At 57.5% G+C, this 19,553-nt stretch carries 23 protein-coding genes and 1 pseudogene; 18 read left to right on the top strand and 6 right to left on the bottom strand.

The features are described from left to right. Positions 1–9: 9 nt before the first annotated feature. Positions 10–1,365: a FliI/YscN family ATPase gene (locus B9P63_RS05935; RefSeq protein ID WP_085307890.1), complete on the bottom strand. Its 1,356-nt coding sequence runs from the start codon at positions 1,363–1,365 to the stop codon at positions 10–12. Positions 1,366–1,462: 97 nt separating this feature from the next. Here B9P63_RS05935 and B9P63_RS05930 point away from each other — a divergent pair, with 97 nt between their 5' ends. The 9 genes from B9P63_RS05930 to B9P63_RS05890 are packed head-to-tail and all read left to right on the top strand — an operon-like array spanning position 1,463 to position 6,082. Beyond that, complete coding sequence (locus B9P63_RS05930) at positions 1,463–1,864, top strand: FlgB family protein (protein ID WP_085307633.1); 402 nt, start codon at positions 1,463–1,465, stop codon at positions 1,862–1,864. A 15-nt stretch (positions 1,865–1,879) separates the two neighbouring features. Beyond that, a complete protein-coding gene (gene flgC / locus B9P63_RS05925; RefSeq protein ID WP_085307632.1) occupies positions 1,880–2,260 on the top strand; it encodes a flagellar basal body rod protein FlgC in 381 nt (126 codons plus the stop codon). 30 nt (positions 2,261–2,290) lie between these two features. After that, complete coding sequence (gene fliE, locus B9P63_RS05920) at positions 2,291–2,584, top strand: flagellar hook-basal body complex protein FliE (RefSeq protein ID WP_085307631.1); 294 nt, start codon at positions 2,291–2,293, stop codon at positions 2,582–2,584. A 3-nt stretch (positions 2,585–2,587) separates the two neighbouring features. After that, positions 2,588–2,854 carry a flagellar biosynthetic protein FliQ gene (locus B9P63_RS05915; protein WP_085307630.1) on the top strand — a complete coding sequence of 89 codons (267 nt, stop codon included), beginning with the start codon at positions 2,588–2,590 and terminating at the stop codon, positions 2,852–2,854. Positions 2,855–2,863: 9 nt separating this feature from the next. Beyond that, positions 2,864–3,577: a flagellar hook-basal body complex protein gene (locus B9P63_RS05910; RefSeq protein ID WP_085307629.1), complete on the top strand. Its 714-nt coding sequence runs from the start codon at positions 2,864–2,866 to the stop codon at positions 3,575–3,577. Between the two features lie 22 nt (positions 3,578–3,599). After that, positions 3,600–4,385, top strand: a complete 786-nt coding sequence (gene flgG, locus B9P63_RS05905; protein ID WP_085307628.1) for a flagellar basal-body rod protein FlgG — start codon at positions 3,600–3,602, stop codon at positions 4,383–4,385. Further along, positions 4,385–4,807, top strand: coding sequence for a flagellar basal body P-ring formation chaperone FlgA (flgA, locus tag B9P63_RS05900; RefSeq protein WP_085307627.1), 423 nt, complete (start codon positions 4,385–4,387; stop codon positions 4,805–4,807). The genes flgG and flgA overlap by 1 nt, the downstream gene beginning before the upstream one ends. A 12-nt stretch (positions 4,808–4,819) precedes the next feature. Next, positions 4,820–5,545, top strand: coding sequence for a flagellar basal body L-ring protein FlgH (gene flgH / locus B9P63_RS05895; RefSeq protein ID WP_085307626.1), 726 nt, complete (start codon positions 4,820–4,822; stop codon positions 5,543–5,545). Positions 5,546–5,557: 12 nt separating this feature from the next. Then, the gene (locus B9P63_RS05890; RefSeq protein WP_085307625.1) at positions 5,558–6,082 is read left to right on the top strand and encodes a flagellar basal body-associated FliL family protein; all 525 of its coding nucleotides are present in this window, start codon (positions 5,558–5,560) and stop codon (positions 6,080–6,082) included. On the opposite strand, the gene B9P63_RS05885 is transcribed toward B9P63_RS05890, so the two are convergent. Both B9P63_RS05885 and B9P63_RS05880 read right to left on the bottom strand, forming a co-directional pair. Continuing rightward, positions 6,079–6,687, bottom strand: a complete 609-nt coding sequence (locus tag B9P63_RS05885; RefSeq protein WP_085307624.1) for an enoyl-CoA hydratase/isomerase family protein — start codon at positions 6,685–6,687, stop codon at positions 6,079–6,081. The genes B9P63_RS05890 and B9P63_RS05885 overlap by 4 nt on opposite strands. Beyond that, positions 6,684–7,436 carry an SDR family oxidoreductase gene (locus tag B9P63_RS05880; protein ID WP_085307623.1) on the bottom strand — a complete coding sequence of 251 codons (753 nt, stop codon included), beginning with the start codon at positions 7,434–7,436 and terminating at the stop codon, positions 6,684–6,686. Before B9P63_RS05880 ends, B9P63_RS05885 begins: the two co-directional genes overlap by 4 nt. A 124-nt stretch (positions 7,437–7,560) precedes the next feature. Here B9P63_RS05880 and B9P63_RS05875 point away from each other — a divergent pair, with 124 nt between their 5' ends. The 9 genes from B9P63_RS05875 to B9P63_RS05825 all read left to right on the top strand — a co-directional run bounded on the left by B9P63_RS05875 (position 7,561) and on the right by B9P63_RS05825 (position 18,232). After that, a complete protein-coding gene (locus B9P63_RS05875; protein WP_085307622.1) occupies positions 7,561–9,081 on the top strand; it encodes a DUF2125 domain-containing protein in 1,521 nt (506 codons plus the stop codon). Between the two features lie 115 nt (positions 9,082–9,196). Then, positions 9,197–10,543 (top strand): TldD/PmbA family protein, encoded by a 1,347-nt coding sequence (locus tag B9P63_RS05870; RefSeq protein ID WP_085307889.1) that lies wholly within the window; start codon positions 9,197–9,199, stop codon positions 10,541–10,543. After that, a complete protein-coding gene (locus B9P63_RS05865) occupies positions 10,530–11,312 on the top strand; it encodes a 3'(2'),5'-bisphosphate nucleotidase CysQ (protein ID WP_085307621.1) in 783 nt (260 codons plus the stop codon). The genes B9P63_RS05870 and B9P63_RS05865 overlap by 14 nt, the downstream gene beginning before the upstream one ends. A 54-nt stretch (positions 11,313–11,366) precedes the next feature. Next, positions 11,367–11,609, top strand: a complete 243-nt coding sequence (locus tag B9P63_RS05860; protein WP_085307620.1) for a DUF4170 domain-containing protein — start codon at positions 11,367–11,369, stop codon at positions 11,607–11,609. Between the two features lie 5 nt (positions 11,610–11,614). Further along, positions 11,615–12,829 (top strand): 3-deoxy-D-manno-octulosonic acid transferase, encoded by a 1,215-nt coding sequence (locus B9P63_RS05855; RefSeq protein ID WP_085307619.1) that lies wholly within the window; start codon positions 11,615–11,617, stop codon positions 12,827–12,829. Beyond that, on the top strand, positions 12,826–13,809 hold the full coding sequence (gene lpxK / locus B9P63_RS05850; RefSeq protein WP_085307618.1) for a tetraacyldisaccharide 4'-kinase: 984 nt from the start codon (positions 12,826–12,828) through the stop codon (positions 13,807–13,809). Before B9P63_RS05855 ends, lpxK begins: the two co-directional genes overlap by 4 nt. Before the next feature lie 47 nt (positions 13,810–13,856). Then, positions 13,857–15,272, top strand: coding sequence for an FAD-binding oxidoreductase (locus B9P63_RS05845; protein ID WP_245830559.1), 1,416 nt, complete (start codon positions 13,857–13,859; stop codon positions 15,270–15,272). An 896-nt stretch (positions 15,273–16,168) separates the two neighbouring features. After that, a complete protein-coding gene (locus B9P63_RS05830) occupies positions 16,169–16,981 on the top strand; it encodes a methyltransferase family protein (protein ID WP_085307616.1) in 813 nt (270 codons plus the stop codon). Between the two features lie 9 nt (positions 16,982–16,990). Continuing rightward, positions 16,991–18,232 (top strand): FAD-binding domain-containing protein, encoded by a 1,242-nt coding sequence (locus B9P63_RS05825; RefSeq protein ID WP_085307615.1) that lies wholly within the window; start codon positions 16,991–16,993, stop codon positions 18,230–18,232. A 43-nt stretch (positions 18,233–18,275) separates the two neighbouring features. On the opposite strand, the gene B9P63_RS05820 is transcribed toward B9P63_RS05825, so the two are convergent. From B9P63_RS05820 to B9P63_RS19625, 3 genes and pseudogenes are all read right to left on the bottom strand, one after another. Further along, positions 18,276–18,941 carry an HAD family hydrolase gene (locus tag B9P63_RS05820; protein ID WP_085307614.1) on the bottom strand — a complete coding sequence of 222 codons (666 nt, stop codon included), beginning with the start codon at positions 18,939–18,941 and terminating at the stop codon, positions 18,276–18,278. Between the two features lie 102 nt (positions 18,942–19,043). Continuing rightward, positions 19,044–19,271: pseudogene (locus B9P63_RS05815) on the bottom strand (pirin family protein); the annotation flags it as partial. A gap of 26 nt (positions 19,272–19,297) precedes the next feature. After that, positions 19,298–19,408: a pirin family protein gene (locus B9P63_RS19625; RefSeq protein ID WP_176219107.1), complete on the bottom strand. Its 111-nt coding sequence runs from the start codon at positions 19,406–19,408 to the stop codon at positions 19,298–19,300. Positions 19,409–19,553: the final 145 nt, after the last annotated feature.

Below are 19,553 nucleotides of genomic sequence, written 5' to 3'. Positions count from 1 at the left end.
CTGCGCCACTTATGCTAGGGTAATTGGCCCGCTCGGTTCTAATGCACCTGCTTTTCTGAGGATCAGTTCAAGACGCTGAAAGCTGTTATACACATCAAGGCGTTCATGCGCACCGATGAAACGGTCGAGCTCGGGATAGGCCTTGACCGCGATGTCGAGAACCGGATCGCTGCCAGCGCTATAGAGCCCCGCGCGGATCATCAGCGCGCTTTCATCGTAACTGCCGAGCAGGCGGCGGGCGGTGCTGATCAACTGGTTCTCTTTCTCGCTCGCCGCGTCGGGCAGGCTGCGCGAGACAGAGCGCACCGCGTCAATCGCGGGATACCTGCCGCGTTCGGCAATGGCGCGGTCCAGCACCACATGCCCGTCCAGCACCCCGCGCATCATATCCGCGATCGGTTCTTCCATGTCGGAGCCCGCAACGAGCACCGAAAAGATCGCCGTGATATCGCCCGATCCCTCAAGCCCCGGCCCCGCGCGCTCACACAAGGACATGATCGTATGCGCGGTCGACGCGGGAAAGCCGCGCAAACTTGCCGCTTCGCCGCTCGCCACCGCAATTTCGCGGTGCGCTTCGGCAAAGCGGGTGATCGAATCGGCCAAGAGCAGCACATGTTTGCCTTGATCGCGGAAATGTTCGGCCACGGTCATCGCCGTCAACGCACATCGACGGCGCAGCAACGGGCTTTGATCAGAGGTCGCGGCGATAACCACCGTGCGCGCCATGCCCTTCGGGCCAAGCACTTTCTCCACGAAATTCCTAAGCTCGCGGCCCCGCTCCCCGACCAACGCGATCACGATCACATCCGCCTGCATGTGGCCTGCAAAATGTGCGAGCAAGGATGATTTCCCTACGCCCGAACCGGAAAAAAGGCCGAGGCGCTGCCCGCGCACCACCGGTAAAAGCGTGTTGAAGATCGACATCGACGTTTCCAAGCGCGTGCCCAGCGCACGTCTTCGTGCAGGATTCGGCGCATTTCCCTGCACCGAGCGCGCACCGCCCCCAGGTGGTAAATACCGCCCGTCCATCGGCCTGCCAGACGCATCGATGATACGCCCGATCCAATGATCGCAAGGCGCAAGGCGCAAAGGGCCGTCCAGCAGCACTTCATCACCGATCGAGACCCCATTGAGTTGGGCATCGGGTAGAATAATTGTCTCGTTGCGAGAAAGACTTAGCACCTCCCCGCCCATTCGCGCGCCGGAGCTTGCGAAAAGACTTACCTGATCGCCCACCTGCGCGCGTTTTTCGATGCCCCCCACATGCACCAGACCCGCGCCCACATGGATAATCGTTCCAAAGGTCTTTGCTGCGTGAATATCACGAATATCCTGCAATAGCCCGTCTAGTCCCAGCGTTGTCATCAAACTCTCCTCAAATCCCATGAAAACTTTTTCTAAAGGAATCAGGGTTAAGCCTTGGTTGAAGCGAGACAGATTTTTTCGACGGAGGCAGAGCGTAATGTTTCAAAAACTAGAAATTTTTCAGGTGGCACATGCCATGGCGAGCCATGCTGGACGCCTACAATCGGTGGCGGCGCAAAACATGGCGAACGCGGATACGCCGGGGTTCAAGGCCAAGCGCCTAACGCCCTTCAAAGACACGCTCGCCAATGCGAGGCTGGGGGTTGCACAGCGTTCAACGCGCAGCGGGCACCTGAACGGTAGCACACAAGACGGCCCTCCAAGTGCGCAGGCGCAAGTGCAGATAGATGAACGCGCGAAAAGCGACCCAAACGGAAACTCCGTAGCGATCGAAGATCAAATCTTGCTCTCCGTGGATGCCAAACGCCAGCACGATCGCGCTCTCGCGATCTACCGCTCGTCGCTCAACATTCTTCGCACGTCAATCGGCCGCTCTTAACTCGGGAACCCCCTTATGAATGACTTTTCCAATGCTCTCTCCATCGCAACCAGCGGCCTCAAGGCCCAATCCGCACGTTTACGTCATGTGTCTGAAAATATCGCGAACGCGGACACGCCCGGTTATCAACGTAAGGTCGTCGATTTCAATCTTTCGCGCGAAACCGGAGAGGTCTCTTTGGGGCGATTGTCGCTTGATCCCAGCGATCTGCGCGAAATCTATGATCCGGCGCATCCGCTTGCCGGGGAGACCGGCTATTACGCAAGCTCCAATGTCGAGTTGATTATCGAAATCGCCGACGCACGCGAGGCACAGCGCAGTTATGAGGCCAATCTCAAGATGCTCGATCAAACGCGGCAAATGTCCAGCAGTTTGATGGACCTGCTCCGCCGATAATTCCCAGAAACACACGAAAGGACCACGAATATGGATGTGAAATCCCTCTTCGCAACGCAGCGCTATGCAGCCAGCAAACCAGCCGTCGATCCAGGGCAAACCGCGCAGCACAGCGCCACTGAGCGCTTTACCGATACGTTCAAGGACTTTTCTGCGACCCTCGCACAAAGCGAAAATATCGCTAAGGCCGCAATGACAGGCGGCGCGGATCCGCATGCCTTGGTGCAGGCCCTCGCACAGACCGAACTGGCCGTCGAAGCCGCAGTCACCGTGCGCAACAAGGTCGTGGAAGCCTATCAGGAAATCCTGCGGATGCCGGTCTAAGCGATGCGTGAAGCCGTTTTCTTCGACACATTACAACACGGGCTTTGGGTGGCTGTGCTCATGTCCATTCCGATCCTTGGCGCGGCGCTGGTCGCCGGCGTAGTGATCGGTTTGCTCCAAGCACTGACCTCGGTGCAGGAAATGACCCTGACTTTCGTACCCAAATTGGGGGCTATCGTTATCGTTTTTTGGATGACCATGGGCTTCATGACACAAATTTTGGTGAGCTATTTCCACAGCTCGATCATCCCGCAAATCACCGGAGGCTGAAACGTTCTTATGGAAAATGCTAGCTACACCACACTGACGCGCCAATCAGGTTTGATGCGCGAGATGAGCGTGATCGCCAATAATATCGCGAACGCCAATACGACAGGGTATCGCCAGGAAGGATTGGTGTTCTCGGAAGTCGTGCAAAGCATTGATGATGCTCCATCCTTGTCCATGGCAACGGCGCGTGCGCGTGTAACCTCCCTTATGCCTGGCACAATGACGCAAACTGGCGGACCGCTCGATATGGCGATCGACGGTCAGGGCTTCTTCCTGATTCAAACCTCTGAAGGCGAGCGGCTTAGCCGCGCAGGGCATTTCATGCCCAATTCACAGGGTGATCTGGTGACAGTAGATGGGCACCGCGTACTTGATTCCGGGGGCGCACCGCTGTTCATTCCGCGAGGCACCGGCAATATTTCGATCGCCCCAGATGGCACAATAAGCGCGAATGGTCAGCTTTTGGGACAGGTCGGCATCGTCAAGCCAAGCGAAGGTACCCAAATTCTGCGCGACGACGGCGTTCATTTTCGCGCTGACGGTCCTTACGAGCCGAATCTGGATGCGCGCGTGCGCCAAGGATATCTGGAGAGATCTAATGTCGATCCATTAACCCAGATCGCGCGAATGATCGAAGTGCAGCGCGCCTATGAAATGGGGCAGAGTTTCGCGGAATCCGAGAACGAACGCATTCGCAAGGCGATGCAGACAATTATCAAATAAACCAGAACAAAGAGGCAACAAAATGAGAGCTTTAAAGATCGCGGCGACAGGTATGAGCGCGCAGCAAATGCGCGTGGAAGTGATTTCCAACAACCTCGCCAACATGACCACCACGGGATACAATGCACGGCGTGCCGAGTTTGCGGACCTGCACTACCAACAAATGTCGCGCGCCGGAACGATCAATGCAGCGGACGGTACGGTTCTGCCTACAGGTGTGCAGCTTGGCCTTGGCGTGCGCCCGGCATCTGTATCCATCTACCTTGCCCAAGGCTCGTTGTCAGCGACCAACAACGACCTTGATCTGGCGATTGACGGCCAAGGGTATCTGGAAGTCACACTGCCCTCCGGCACGTCAGCCTATACGCGCGACGGCGGGTTAAAACGCGACGCGGAGGGATTGATCGTCACTAACGACGGCTATCCTGTTGTGCCAGAAATCGTTATTCCACCCGAAGCCAAGAGCATCTCCATCAACGGCGCAGGCGAGGTCTTCGCCTATTTCGACGAAACTGCTGAAGCGCAGCTTTTGGGTCAAATCACCTTGGCAGGCTTTACCAATGCCAAAGGCTTGGAGGCGATCGGAAGCAATCTGTTTCTGGAAACCGAAGCCTCTGGCCCCTCTCTCGTTACCACGCCCGGCACTGACGGGCTCGGCACCTTGCGTCAGGGATATCTAGAGGACAGTTCCGTCGATGCCGTCCGCGAAGTGACCGAGTTGATCGAGGCACAGCGCGGCTATGAACTTAACGCTAAAGTCATCACCGCTGCTGACCAAATGCTCGGCGCGACGACCCAGATCCGCTGATGCGTTTGTTCTTGTATATCATGCTCTATTGCTGCGCCGCCGTGCCGCTCGCCGCCGATATTGCTGTCGCGGCGCGCAACATTCGCCCCGGCGCGGTCCTAACGGCGAGCGATATAATTCTCATGCGCGGTGAGGTGCAGGATGGTTTCGGCGACACCAACAGTCTCATCGGCCTCGAAGCAAAAGTCGCGCTCTATGCGGGGCGCACGATCCTGACCTCACAAGTCACGCGCGCGGCCAGCGTAGAGCGCAATCAGATCATCGAATTGATCTACGCGGTCGATGGCCTGTCCATGAGCACCGAAGGCCGTGCGCTTGGGCGCGGCGCAGAAGGACAACGCATACGCGTGATGAATCTCGCCTCCAAGGCATCAATTTTCGGAACGATCCAGCACAATGGAACCGTGTTGGTCAGCAAATAAGGAACGCCCGTCATGCGCCGTTTTCCACTTATTCTCGGAGCGAGCCTACTTGCCGCCTGCTCCAGTGCAGATCATTTGGGCAAAGCGCCGTCGTTTTCCGAGCCGATGGCCTCGCGCGAACATTCCGCGATGGTTTACCCCGGCCTGCCGCAAACCGTCGAGCATCGGACCTTCATCACGGAATCTTCCCTTTGGCGTGCGGATAGTAAATCCTTGCTCGGGGATCGACGCGCTCTGCAAAAAGGGGATATCATGACGGTCGTCATCGAAATCGACGACAAGGCCGAAATTTCCAACACAACATCACGCTCGCGCGAGGGCTCTGACAACATGAGCGTGCCCGACTTGTTCGGCGTTCCGCAGCGCATCGGAAAGAGTTGGCCGGATGGCTCCGGTCCTGAAAAAGCCGTAGATCTGTCCAGCAAGAGCAAGTCCAAGGGTGATGGTTCGGTACGCCGCAAGGAAAAACTGACCCTGCGCGTCGCAGCGACCGTGGTAGAGGTCCTGCCAAACGGTGTTCTAGCAATCGAAGGGACGCAGGAAGTGCGCGTTAACTTTGAAATGCGCGAATTGCTGGTGAACGGTTATGTGCGCCCCGAAGACATATCGCGGCAAAACGAAATCACCTACGACAAGATCGCTTCGGCACGCATCTCCTATGGGGGCCGAGGTCAGATATCCGACATGCAGCAGCCAAGATACGGACGTCAAATCCTCGAAGCAATTCTGCCGTTTTAAGAAAGCGTTGAAATGATAAAGAAACTTTTTCCCATCGTGTTAATCTTGATCTTTGGTGCCGCGGGCATTGCCGCAGGCCATATGCTCAAGCCCAAACCGAAAGAAACACATGGCGAAATGGGTCCCTGCGGTGATGATCCGAACGTCGATAAGGAAAAAATTGCGGACACGGCGCACGTGAAAGATGACCCGCCCAAGCGCCCGCAGGACGTGTCGTTTGACTACGTCAAATTGAACAACCAGTTTATTGTGCCGGTCATCAAAGGCGATTTGGTCAGTTCAGTCGCCATCGTCGCGCTTAGCCTGGAGGTGAAGATGGGAACAAAGGAACAAGTCTATCTGGTCGAGCCAAAGCTGCGCGATGTATTTTTGCAGGCGCTTTTCGATCACGCCAGCCTTGGCGGGTTCGACGGAGCCTTTGCGACCACCGAGAATTTGATCCGCATGCGGCGCTCTTTGAAGGAACGCGCAGTCGCGGTGCTAGGCGATATCGTTAACGACGTGCTCGTCACCGATATCGCGCGCCAGGACAACTAGCTACAGAGCGCTTTGATCTGCGCACTCAGTACCGGGTCGGCGGCAACGTTATCGGCGGCGATTTCGAATGCGTCCGGCAAAAGTGCGCTGGGCTCGCAAATCCGATCAATCAGGCCGAATTGTAGGGCGTCTTGCGCCAATATTTTTTGCCCACCCATCAGGATCAGCTTGGTGCGCGCAGGACCAATCAGCGCGCACATGCGGGCAGGATCGGAGGGTTGTGGCAGAAAACCGAGCTTCATCACTGGGTAGAAAAACTTGGCATGCGGCGCGGCCAAACGCAAATCGCACGCCAGCGCCATTCCCATCGCACCCCCGGCCAAGGTACCGTTCAGCGCCGCAATGCTCAGGCAAGGCAGCGCCGCAATCGCACCAGAAAGTTCTTCCCAGAGCGGGGAAACCGCCAGACCCGCGCGCGCCTCGTCAAGGTCCGCGCCAGCGCTGAACACTTTGCCGCGTCCCGTGAGAACAAGGGCACGCGCGCTTTGCGCCTCCTTGGCGATGCGGATCAAATCACGCAACATCTCCGAAGTGAGCGAATTCGCTTTCTCAGCCCGATCGATGGTCGCGGTCCAGATCCCGCCCGTTTTGGCAAGCGCAATCATGACAAGCCGATCCGCGCGCGAATGGCCTCGTCGCGCAGCGATATTTCTTCGCCAAGCCACGCATCTGCATCCGCCGAGCACATCCAGGCAAGCGCCTCAGCAGGCCATTCAGCGGGGACATGCACCTCCCAATCGAGCTGGCTAACAGGGTTAATGCCAGAGGTCTTGATATCGCGCTGCATTTGCGTGGCAACCGTGCCGGGGGACAGCCCCATGATGCGCAAACCGCGCGCGGCGTTTTCCAGATGCGCGCAGCGCGTCAGCATCGCCGCGCCCGCTTTAGAGCTACAATAGGAGGACCAGGCTTCGATCGGGTTGTGAGCCGCGCCGGAACTGACAGTGATGATCGTGCCCTGTCCAGCATCGCGCATGGCGGGTAAAACTGCACGCACCCCGTTGAAAACGCCCGTCAAATTGATTTCGATTGCTTTGGCCCAAGCCACGGGATCCGCGTTAGCCAGATGGGTGATCGGCTCGATCACACCTGCGTTGTTGATCAGAATGTCCACCGCTGCGAACCGCGCCCGCGTTTGCGCGATCGCGTGCTCTATATCCGCGAAGCGGCTGACATCACAGCCCAGCGCGAGCGCTTGCGGCCCGATTTCAGCCGCTAGCCCTTCAATATCACCCGTGCTGCGCGCCAAAAGGGCGACGTTTGCACCCTTGCTTGCAAACAGGCGCGCGGTAGCGGCACCGATACCACGGCTCGCCCCTGTGATGACGACTGTTTTTCCAGCCATATCCTGCATTTACCCATCTCCTCGTGTTTTGGGGGATTATCGCCGCCTGGGCTAGCAAACGGCACTTTAGCTTGACGTTGCACTAAGCTCGGTTGAAGCTGCAAGGCGAATTATCTCCAAAAGGACGCGTCTCATGTCGCTCAAGGCAGCAATTTTCAGCACCACATCATTTGTTTTTTTGGCTACCTCCAGCGCCGCCGACGTGACAGCCAAAGAAATTTGGGACGACTGGAAGTCCTACATGTCCGCTTTCGGCTACAGCGTGGACGCCGAGGAAGTTATAAGTGGCAACACGCTGACCGTGAACGATGTGACCATGCGCGTGCCCATGCCCGACGGCGCGGGCAGTTTCGCGATGAGCATGAGCACAATCGATTTTGTCGAGAATGGCGATGGCACGGTGAACGTGGTGTTCCCCGAGGTCACACCGATGCAATTTGCAGCAAAAGGCCCCGAAGGCGAAGCGGTTTCCGGCTCGCTTGAGTATACTATCAAGGGCATGGAGATGCGCGCCAGCGGTGATCCATCCAAGATGATCTACGATCACACCGCAGAGCAAATGAGCATCACCCTGCGCACGCTTACAGTAGACGGTGAAACCCTTCCCGAAGGCGCGCTTAAGGCCGCATTGACAGTCAATGACACAAGCGGGCAATCGGTGATGGAGCCCGGCGCGCTGCGCAAGATCAGTCAGAACATGCGCGCGGGCGAAACCAACTATCAGATCAATTTTCAAGACCCCGACAGCAGCGATGGCATGGTGTTCAACGGTGTGATCGAGACCATGCGCTTTTCCGGTGATACGTCGATCCCCCTCAGCGTCGATCCCGAAAACGTGGCGAGCGCTTTGAGGGACGGAATGTCGATCGTTGGCGGATTTAGCTACACAGGCTCCTCCACCGAATTTTCCGTAACTGATGACAGCGATACCATGGGCGGCTCCGTCGGTGCCGCCTCTAGCGAAGTCCAAGTTCGCCTGAACAAGGATTTGCTGGAATACAAAGGCGGCAGCAAGGACGCGCGCTTCAATATTGTGGGCGGCTCAGTCCCCTTGCCCATCGTGGCCGAATTTGGCGAAGTGGCGTTCAACCTGCTGATGCCAGTCGCCAAATCCGAAAGCGCCAGCGATTTTGCCTTCGGGCTGACCTTGGGCAATTTCGAAACCTCGGACGCACTTTGGGCGATGCTCGATTCCGCAAATGTTCTGCCGCGCGATCCAGCAACGATATCGCTCGATCTGACGGGAAAGGCGAAGATGCTGGTCGATTTCTTCGATCCTGAACAGATGAGTGCGGTAGAGGACGGAGAGGCCATGCCGGCGGAATTGCAAGCGCTGACGCTGAACAAGTTGCTCATCTCCGCGGTTGGTGCAACGCTGTCCGGCACGGGTGATTTCACCTTCGACAACAGCGACACAGAGAGCTTTGACGGCTTTCCGAAGCCAACGGGCGGCATCGACCTGTCCCTGATCGGTGGCAATGGTTTGATGGACAAGCTGGTGCAAATGGGCCTGCTGCCACAGGAACAGGCGATGGGTGCCCGCATGATGATGGGTCTGTTCGCGCGTCCCGGCGAGGGCGAGGACAGCCTAACCTCGAAGATCGAGATCAATGCAGAAGGTCACATCCTTGCAAACGGTCAGCGCATTCGATAAAACCTCTGAATTTTAAACACTGGGGCCGCGTGTCATTGCGCGGCCTTTTTCGTGCAGCCTTGTATCAGGGCACATGGCGGTCTACCTCCTCAGAGAACCTGAGTGCGGAGCGCAAATGTCTCAAAATCTGGAAGAACTGACCCACGCCCTGTTATTGGCCGCGAAAAAGGCAGGCGCACAAAGCGCAGATGCGATGGCCGTCAAAGGCACAGCCCTATCAATCGACGTGCGCAGCGGTGCGTTAGAGCAGGCCGAACGCTCCGAAGGGATCGACATCGGACTGCGTGTTCTGATCGGGCAGCGCCAAGCCTGCGTATCCTCCTCCGACACGTCAAGCACGACGATCAATGCCATGTGCGAGCGCGCGATCGCCATGGCACGCGAGGCCCCCGAAGACCCCTATGCCGGCCTTGCAGACCCTTCGATGCTGTCAGATGCACGCGACGCGGAAGGCCTCGAACTTTGCGATCCGAGCGCCGAACCTGATCCCGCGATGTTGCAAGAGGACGCAATGCGCGCCGAAGCGGCAGCGCTGGCCCATACGGGGATCAGCCAGGTGCAATCCGCCAGCGCCGGCTACAGCGCGCGCGAGGTGCATATCAGCGCAAGCAACGGATTTACCGGCGGCTACGCACGCACGGACCGTGCAATATCTTGCGTCGCGATCGGCGGCACAGGCGCGGATATGGAGCGCGATTACGACGGTGACAGCCGTATTTATCAGAGCGATCTACGCAGCCCCGAGGATATCGGCGCTATCGCCGCCAAGCGGACTCTGGCGCGTATGGGCGCGCGCAAGCCGCCCACGGGAAGCTATCCCGTCCTCTTTGACGAGCGGATTTCCTCGACGCTGATCGGGCACTTGATTGCCGCTGTGAACGGCGGCTCGATCGCGCGCGGCTCGTCATGGCTTCGCAGTGCCTTGGGCGAGCAGGTTCTGCCAGAACACCTCAGCCTGATCGAAGATCCCCACCGCGTCCGCGTCCCCGGCTCACGCCTGTTCGACGCCGAAGGATTGGCGACACAAAAGCGTGCGATCATCGACAAGGGTGTGCTTACAGGGTGGACGCTCGATCTGGCCAACGCGCGCAAGCTCGGGATGACATCGACTGCGAACGCCGCGCGCGGCACTTCTGCGCCGCCCTCGCCAAGTTCGTGGAACGTCGCCTTGACCCAGGGCGCAAAGACGCAAAACGACTTGCTGCGTGACATGGGGACAGGGCTACTGGTTACGTCGATGATCGGCTCCACGATCAACGCGACCACGGGCGATTACTCACGCGGGGCCGCCGGTTTTTGGGTGCAAAACGGTGAAATCACCTATCCTGTCAACGAATGCACAATTGCCGGCAATCTGCGCGACATGCTGATGCGAATGACACCGGCAAATGATGCGCGCACGCATCTATCGCGCGTCGTTCCATCGCTATTAATCGAAGGGATGACCCTTGCAGGAAACTGATCTCAGCCTGCTGATCCGTGCGGGGGAGGCGGCGGGCCGCATCGCCAAAGGCTTCTTTCAAAGCGACCACCAGATCTGGGAAAAACCGGATGGCGCAGGGCCTGTGACTGAGGCCGATATCGCGGTGAACGATCTGCTTGAGCAAACCCTGCGCAGCGCGCGCCCAGAGTATGGCTGGCTAAGCGAGGAATCGACAGACAACGCGGCGCGCCAATCAAGCGAACATGTGTTCATCATCGATCCGATCGACGGCACGCGCAGCTTTATCGAGGGCGCGAAAACATGGGCACATTCGCTGGCAATCGCGCGCAACGGCGAAATCACCGCTGCGGTGATTTTGCTACCGGTATGCGATCTGCTGTACTCGGCGGCTAAGGGCGAGGGCGCACATCTGAACGGCGCGCGCATCGCCGCGTCGCGGCAGTCGCAGATCGGTGCCTCCCAAGTGCTTGCCACGAAACCGACGCTAGAGAGCAAACATTGGAAAGCGGATGGTGCCCCTGATTTTGCACGCCATCATCGCCCCTCGCTCGCCTATCGCCTTGCGTTGATCGCAGAGGGAAAGTTCGACGCGATGCTGACACTGCGGCCGAGCTGGGAGTGGGATATCGCTGCCGGCGCGCTGATTACCACCGAAGCAGGTGGCCGGATCAGCGACAAGACGGGGCGTGCGCTGCGGTTCAATGGCCTTGATCCACGTTTGAACGGCGTGGTTGCAGCAGGCGCGCAGTTACATCGCCCACTTTTGCAGGAACTGGCATCCGCTTGACCCACGACGACCCCATCCGATACCCTCAAGCCAATTCAATCAAAGGACCGTTTCATGGTACAACGACTTCATCTGGTGTTCGGCGGCGAACTGGTGGACCCGACGAAAAACGTCTTCAAGGACGTGGATGATTTGCACGTAGTTGGCATTTTTCCCGACTACGAAGCCGCGTTCAACGCATGGAAAGCCGAAGCGCAGCGCACCGTGGATAACGCGCATATGCGCTATTTTATCGCCCATTTGCACCGCCTGCGCGACGAAAAGGCCGAAGCGTCGTCCACGGAAGAACTCGGGTAGGCGCCATGAACTCGCTCAGCCTGACTGCCTATAAGGCGCTGGCGCGCGGCACCAAGGCTTCGCAACCTCAAAGCTATCCCGCGCGCCCTGATGGGCCGATGGTCTGGGGCGTGGTGCATGACGACGCCTCTGCGCGCGCGCTGATTTATCTTGTGGAGCGTTTGCGCATGTTGCGCGGTCCGTGCTGCCTATTGATCACCTACAGCGACACGCCACCGCGCGTTCCGAAACACAAATCCACATTCTGTCACCCCCTGCCCGTGGATACGCTCGAAGCGGCACGCAGTTTTCTAGATCACTGGCAGCCGTCCATATGCCTCTGGTTTGGCGGCAATCTGCGCCCGGCGCTGATCGCCTGCGCCAAAGAGAGCGGTCTTGCGATGTCGCTGCTGAGCGGGCAAGCCGCGCTACTTGACCAACCGATTTGGCGATGGCTACCCTCGCTCGCGCGCGAGAGTTTGGATGCGTTCAGCGTGATCAACGCATATGATGCGAACGCGCAGCGCCAGTTGCGCAAGATGGACGGCGCACGCCACAACATTCCCGTGCAAGGCCCGCTGCAAGATGCGGTGCTACCACCCAGCGCCAACGAGAGCGTGTTCGAAGAGGTCTCCAGCGATCTCAATGGCAGACCGGTCTGGCTGGCTGCACAGGTGCAAGAGGATGAATTGAAAGACGTGCTCAAGGCGCACCGCACCGCGATCAAAATCACCCATCGCCTGACGCTAATTCTGGTTGCCGCCTCTTTTCCGATCAGCGTCGAGGCGCGCGGCTTGCTCAAATCCCAAGGTTGGCGCGTATGCCATTGGGAGGATGGTGACCCGATCGACGAAAGTACGCAGGTCATTTTTGTAGAAGAACCCGAGGAAATGGGCCTGTGGTATCGCATCGCACCATTCTGTTTTTTGGGCAGTTCGCTGAAAGCGGGACATGGTGGCTGCGATCCCTATGTTGCGGCCTCGCTCGGCTCTGCGATCATCTATGGACCAAACGTAGGCCCCTACATGGATAATTACACGCGCCTTGCCGCAGTTGGAGCGGCGCGCATCGTCAAGGACGCAGATAGCCTCGCTCGCGCGATAGCGCAGCTGCTTGGAGCAGACCAGACAGCGAGCATGGCACATGCCGCCTGGGCCGCGATATCGCAGGGCGCAGAGGCAAGCGATGCGGTCATCGAGACAATTCAAGAGCGCCTTGATGCGTTGGAAAACAGCGCATGAAGACCCCCGATTTCTGGTTTACGCGACCCGATGCGCCAAACTGGCGCGCCCGCGCACTCGCTCCGCTTGGCGCACTTTACGGCGCGCTGAGCGCGCGCCGCATCGCCCGGCCTGCGCAGTGCACACCAGATGTTCCGGTAATCTGCATCGGCAATTTGAACGCGGGGGGCACTGGAAAGACGCCGACAACCATCGCTCTTGTGCAAATGCTGATCGAAATGGGCGCAGCGCCGCATGTGGTCTCGCGCGGCTATGGCGGCAAACTGGACGGCCCTCACCGCGTGATGGCGCGCGACGCAGCAAACGCGGTCGGCGACGAACCTTTGTTACTGGCCGCCTTTGCGCCAACCTGGATCGCCAAGGACCGCGCCCGCGGGATCGAGGCAGCGAGCGAAGCAGGCGCAAGCCATATTTTGATGGACGACGGGTTTCAGAACCCTGCCGTCGCCAAGTCACTGTCCATCATCGTGGTCGATGCTGACAAGGGATTTGGCAACGGGCGCTGCCTACCCGCCGGCCCGCTGCGTGAACCGGTCGCGCAAGGCCTTGCGCGCGCGGATTTCCTGCTCTCCATCGGGTCCAGCGCAGCGCAAGCGCGCTTTGATGCCGCATGGCCCACCACCCTGCACCGCCTGCGCGCGCATCTTACACCCTTGCAGACGGGAATCGCCTTTGATGGCATGCGCTGCATCGCTTTCGCAGGCATCGGCCATCCGGAGAAATTCTTTGCCACGCTGCGCGACATGGGAGCGGATATCCTGCGCGCAGAAGGCTTGAGCGATCACCAAACCTTGACCCCCGCATTGATGGCGCGCCTGGAGAACGAAGCACTTTTGCGCGATGCCCAGCTTGTCACTACCGAAAAGGACGCCGTGCGCCTGCCCGCATCTTTTCGCCAGAAAGTCGTCACCGTGCCTGTGCGCTTGGAGTGGGAGGACGCCGCCCCGCTGCGCGCGGCGTTGACAGCCCTTACCGCCTGACCCAAAACTTGCGCCAAAACCATCTATATCCTGCGAAAGAGAGCCCGATGCCTGACGATATGATCCAAGAGTTGAGCACCATTGTCGGACCCGAACATGTCCTGAGCGGCGCGGATACCGCGCGCTGGCGTCAGGACTGGCTTGGCAAATATACCTCCGATCCGATTGCCGTCGTACGCCCAGGCTCAAGCGCCGAAGTCGGCGCCATCGTCAAACTCGGCAATGCGCGCAAAACCGCGATCATCCCGGTCAGCGGCAACACCGGCCTTGCAGGCGGTGTATCGGGCAAAGGTCACATCATGGTTTCGATGGAGCGAATGAACCGAATCCATGAAGTGCGCAAAGACGCGCGCATTGCCGTCGTCGATGCGGGGGTCGTGCTGTCGGACATTCACGCAGCGGCAGAGGCCGAAGGGCTGGTTTTTCCACTGACGTTCGGCGCGCGTGGCACCGCTTTAATCGGGGGCTGCATGTCCACCAATGCGGGCGGATCAAATGTGGTGCGATACGGCAATACGCGCGATCTGGTGCTTGGTGTGGAAGTCGTCCTGCCAAACGGCGAAATCGCGGATTTAATGTCCGAGCTGCGCAAGGACAATTCGGGCTATAATCTCAAACATCTGGTGATCGGCGCGGAGGGTACGCTTGGGCTTATTACCAAGGCTGTGCTCAAGCTGTCCCCCAAACCGCTGGCCTATGCCACCGCGATGGTCGCAGCACCGTCGATTGGCGACGGTCTGGAACTGCTCAATCAGTTGCAGGACGCCACGGGCGGCGCGGTCGAGGCGTTCGAGTACATGCCGCGGGCATATGTCGAGCGGCACCTGGCTCTGAACAGCGCAGCGCGCGAACCGTTCGATGCCGCGCATGAAGTCAATATCATGGTTGAGATAGGAACGACGATCGCCGCCAAAGCGCAACCCGATGCGGCAGGGCAAGTGCCTCTCGTGGCGGAGTTCGAGAACATCCTCGCAGGGCTTTTCGAAAGCGGTGCGGTTCTGGATGCCACAGTCGCGCAGAACGAAGCCCAGCGCAAAGCCATGTGGGAGCGGCGCGAAGCAGCGGCAGAGGTCGCGCTAACGCACAAGCCACTGATCAACCACGATATTGCTGTGCCGCTGGACAAGGTTGCCACATTTATCGAAGCCATGGAGCAGCGCTTGCCCCTAATTGATGCAGGTGCGAAGCCGATGATCGTCTCGCATTTGGGCGACGGCAATGTGCATTACGCGGTCTGGGGCAAAAGCCAGGACCCCGAGGTACATGATGCAATTACAGAGGCGGTCGAGGATGAAACGCTGAAACTTGGCGGAAGTTTTTCTGCAGAGCACGGGATCGGGGTGAGCAAGCTGCCATCGATGGCGCGGCGCAAGGATCCCGTGTCAATCGCGGCGATGAAGGCTATCAAGGCGGCGCTGGATCCAAACAACATCATGAATCCCGGGAAAGTTTTGCCAGAGTAGCTGGGGGCGCTGCCCCCGTCTCAGCAAAGCTAAGCCTCCCCCGAGGTATTTGTTGACCAGAGAAGCGTTTATATACGCCAATCTGGCAGTCGGGACCACGGCGGTGAACGTTGATATTTTTATGCTTCAAGAAGCGGCAACGGCGGGTCTGCAGCGGACCCGGGTTGAGCGATTCCAGACATCTCTAACGTCGATGGTGGAACCATTCAGCCAGCGGAGACCTACCAAGGAGAGCTTTGTTGGCAGTGATTTAGCCCGAAAGCAGTGTACCCTTTAATGCGCGATCAGCTTTTGGCGGCTATCAAGGGCTATTCTCGCAGCCCCGGTAGGACTTTCTGTGGCTCCCAATTGTCTGCCAGCATTTGTAACCGCTGGGATCAGCAGGCTGTGTTTCTGAAGCGCTGAGACAAAATCATTTGCATATTTAAATTCGCCGTACGGCGTTGCCTCTAGCATTTGCTATTCAGGCGCACTTATTTTACAGCGCCAATTCAAGGACTGCCGGTTCAACTGTGCCAAATCGACAGCACCAGATATGATATCATCGCATAGAGCTACGGCCTGTACGGCTTGTTCGCGTGTTAGATGTTTGTAGGCGGGGCGTGCGATATGCTCGTACCAAGTGCCGCGGCAAACGGTGTCTAGCACAATGCGTTGAAAGCAGTGATCGTTGCGCACAGGCCAAGAGGTGTGCGATGTCCGAGCAAGAGCCGGCATGATCTCTTTTGTGAGCTCCATGTAACGCGACACGAGATCTGCGGTGCGGAGTTGAGTTTTTGTCATTTCGATCCTCGAGAAATATTCTAGTTAGCTAGCTCGCAAGATATCTTGTCAAAGGTCCATGGGAGCAGCCTATCGCTCTCGACGGATGAGACATCGCGGCTAGATCGTGGATCATGAGAGCGACAGACACCCAACCTTTGCGCCGATTCCTGACCCTCGCACTCGGGACACTGCGCCCGCCTGCCGGTGCATGGCGTATCGCCGTTGCGTTTGTGTATGGTGTGATTTGCCATCTGACGTTTGCGGCTGCTGTGCTTGCCATGATGAGTGCTATGTTTTTCGGGATGTCTGAAAGTTTTGGCACAGCACCGGGGTTTTGGGCGGTTGGCGCGAACGCCGCCCTCATTGTGCAATTCCCACTGGCACATTCGCTGCTATTGTCACCGCGCGGCAACCGGGCCCTTGCAAAGTTGGCACCTCGCGCGTTTGCACAATCGCTGTCCACCACGACCTATGCCATCATAGCATCTATGCAATTGCTGGCACTGTTTACCCTATGGACACCCAGCGGGATCATATGGTGGCAGGCAAACGGGGCCGCGTTTACGCTGATATGCTTCTGTTACGGCCTGTCATGGCTGATGTTGATCTGGGCAAGCTATGATGCGGGCGCTGAAGTGCAATCTGGCGCGCTCGGATGGATGTCTTTGGCACAAAACATCAAGCCAGTATTTCCGGATATGCCAACGGCGGGTCTGTTCAGCCTAATGCGCCAACCCATTTACGTGTCTTTCGCCCTAACAACGTGGTTCGTTCCCGTTTGGACCCCCGATCAGCTGTGCCTAGCAGTGGCATTAACCACCTATTGCCTGCTTGCGCCCCGTCTGAAAGAAAAGCGTTTTGCACGGCGGTATGGCGCGCAATTCGTGGATTATAAGCGCGATGTTCCATATGCCATTCCCCGCATACTGCGCAAAAAAACCTAAGGATGTAATGTGAAAACCAACGACTTTATTGCAGATATGATGGGCACATCCGAACGAGCGGACTTTACGCCAACGCGGGCCGCAGGGCTTGCGCGGCTTGATCTGTTTGTCGAGCGCGCGGGCGATCTATACGATCGTTGCCGCAACTATGATTTGGGGCCGCAGCAACGTACAAACGTCTCGGCCTTGTCGCCATGGATACGGCATCGTTTGATTACAGAAACCGAGGTTTTAAACACTATTCTAGCCCGTCATACATTTGAGGCCGCCGAACGGTTTGTAAATGAAATCTTCTGGCGGACCTATTTCAAAGGTTGGTTAGAACATCACCCCAGCGTTTGGCCCACCTATCAAACCGGTCTGCAACGCCAGATCAACAGTCTTGAAAAAGACCGTCGTTTGTCTGCGTCATACAACGAGGCCATTGCAGCACAAACAGGGATCACCTGTTTTAATGCTTGGGTAGATGAGTTGACGCAAACAGGATATTTGCACAACCACGCACGCATGTGGTTCGCCTCGATCTGGATATTCACCTTGCGACTACCTTGGGAGTTGGGCGCAGACTTTTTCCTGCGCAACCTGATGGACGGGGACCCTGCATCCAACACGCTGGCGTGGCGCTGGGTCGCTGGTTTGCAAACCAAAGGGCGACCTTATATCGCGCGGGTTTCAAATATTTCGAAATTTACGGACAAACGCTATTGCCCGACGCACCAGCTGAATACGAATGTTACGGCATTGTCCGAGGATACCGAACATCTGCTTGTGCACATCCCCAACGCTATTCACCCCACAGACATCAAAGGTGATTACCTTTTGTTGATCACCGAAGAAGATATGCAGATTGCGGATATTTTACCCCATGCCCCGGTCGCAAAACGAGGTGCGTTAGCGACAGATGCACGCTCCCCCCTTCCGTTGGGCACGGCCGCAAAGACCTTTGCGCGCAGAGCCATGCAAGATGCTTGCGCTGGCACAGAGATTATTGAAACGCCTGTATGGTCAAATGCGCTGATCTCGGCCTGCGGCACCGCTGGGGTTAAAACAGTCGTTACAGGTTATGCGCCAGTAGGACCTGTCGCGACGGCCCTATCTAACGCTGCCCCCGATCTGGACAAAGCGGGTATCACCGTTCAACATGTGCGCCGGCCGTTTGACACAATTGCTTGGCCACACGCCACCAAGGGCTTTTTCAAGATGAAAAAAAGCATTCCCTCGATTTTGCAGCAACTGGACCTTAGCGCCTGAAGCACCGTGCCCGATTGATCGGACTATTCTGCCGTGTGACCGCTCATGCCGTGCCACGGACAAGGGTTTGCAGCGCGTTTTTTCCCTCACGTCCAAGATCTTTCACCGTGTGAGTGATATCACCCAAAGCGGCGGAGCCAAACTCGCCCGCATAGCCAAGGACCGTCAGACCCGCGCCACGTGCAGCGGCCGCGCCATCGATATTGTCCTCGACAGCAATTGCCCGGTTGTGAGCCACCGACAACATATTCAACGCATAACCATAGATCGCAGGGTCGGGCTTATCAGGTAGCCCAAGTCCGCGATGTGTGACGACATCAAATTCTGGAAGACCAAGTTTATCGAGTATCAGAGCGGTCGTCGCTTTTTGTGTGGTTGTGACGAACCCTGTTTTGATACCGCTGTCTTTGGCGAACGACACCAGATCCATCACACCCGAGCGCGGCGCAAGATCCGTCTGTTCCAACAGCTTCCAAAACAACCGCGTTTTAGTTTCATGGATCGCTTTGGCATCAACCGTTTCATTCGCCGCAGACGCATAGTCGTGGATACGCGCTGCACCACCTGCCTTCGCAAGCAACGCCTTGTAACTAAGCACGTCCCAACTCCAGCTGAGACCGTGTTCTGCAAACGCCATATTGAACGCACGGCGTTGCAAGTCTGACGTTTCAACGATGCTCCCGATAGAGCCAAAAAGAAGAGCAATCATGATGGGACGTCCTTAATAAATTGAGGCCTCGTCGACCCGAAATGGTTACATAGATTGATCTGCGCGTTTGACCCCTATTGACCCTAATATTTGTTGAAAGGCACGTGTTTCCTCACTTGTATGCTCGGAATTAGTCACGTCTTTACCGGCTGTCATCCACTTGACCTCACCAGGGTAGGTCACCTGGTGCGCGCCGATGCTATCGCAATGCTCAAACTCGCCATCGTACAGATATGTTACAGTTCCAAGATCGATATGTGGGTATGGGCGCACGTTTATGCCGCCCTCATCAATAGACTACGCAAGGCCCATCGGGTCAAAGACCAAGAACTCGGCGTTTTGGCCTTGGTCAAAAGTCAAAGTGCCTGACCGACAACCACCAGGCTGTCACCTTTATTCAGAGTGACCGCGTTCGCATAGACAGATCCGTCCGCAACTTGAACCCAGCCTTTTCGACCGACAGGCAAGTCGGCTTTGCCGCACTCGTTTTCATTGCGTTTTGAAAAGCACGATCAAAAGACCTTGCCATTGCCACTTTCGCGGTGCCGCACACCAAAGTCGAACTGGATGTGAACCTTGATGGTCGCCTTGTCGATACCGCAGGTCAAGGCT

Origin of the sequence: Planktotalea arctica, assembly GCF_002105285.1 — a bacterium.
GTDB classification, from domain to species: domain Bacteria; phylum Pseudomonadota; class Alphaproteobacteria; order Rhodobacterales; family Rhodobacteraceae; genus Planktotalea; species Planktotalea arctica.
Note: the sequence above shows the minus strand (reverse complement) of the source record. Positions and strands in the feature narration are given on the sequence as shown.